A 443-nucleotide genomic window follows, 5' to 3' on the forward strand; every position below is an offset into this window, starting at 1 on the left:
GTCAGGGATCTTATCTTGCGGGAGAATGTAAGGATCATTATCGGGAATCGCAGGGATACCGTGTCCACTGTAGTAGAAGTAAACCGTATCGCCTTCATCGACGTTGTCTAACATTAAACGTAACTTATCTTTAATCGCACCACTGGTTGCGTCACGGTCAATGAGCTCGTAGACGTGCCTTTCTGGAACACCCAGAACTTTTGTCGCGACGTCAGACATAACTTCACCACTGCTGCGCGCAAAGGCTACTTGATCTGAATTTGCGTAATCTTCTATAGATAGGTTGAAGAACCAGTTGGATGAATTACTTTCCACAGGCACAAAGCCATTAAGTAGTTGCTTCAATTCATCAGAGGCGGTGTTGTCCGTTGCCGAGAGGCGTGAATCGACTTCAAAAGCATCTATCAAGTTAGGGTTTTGCATCTCTAGTCCAGGAATAGAGG

General features: G+C 45.6%; 1 pseudogene. It reads right to left on the minus strand.

The features are described 5' to 3' along the window. Positions 1-423, minus strand: a pseudogene (locus AB4486_RS28590) (caspase family protein); the annotation flags it as partial. Positions 424-443: the final 20 nt, after the last annotated feature.

The organism is Vibrio sp. 10N.222.55.C6 (assembly GCF_041473395.1).
Taxonomy (GTDB): Bacteria; Pseudomonadota; Gammaproteobacteria; order Enterobacterales; family Vibrionaceae; genus Vibrio; species Vibrio crassostreae_C.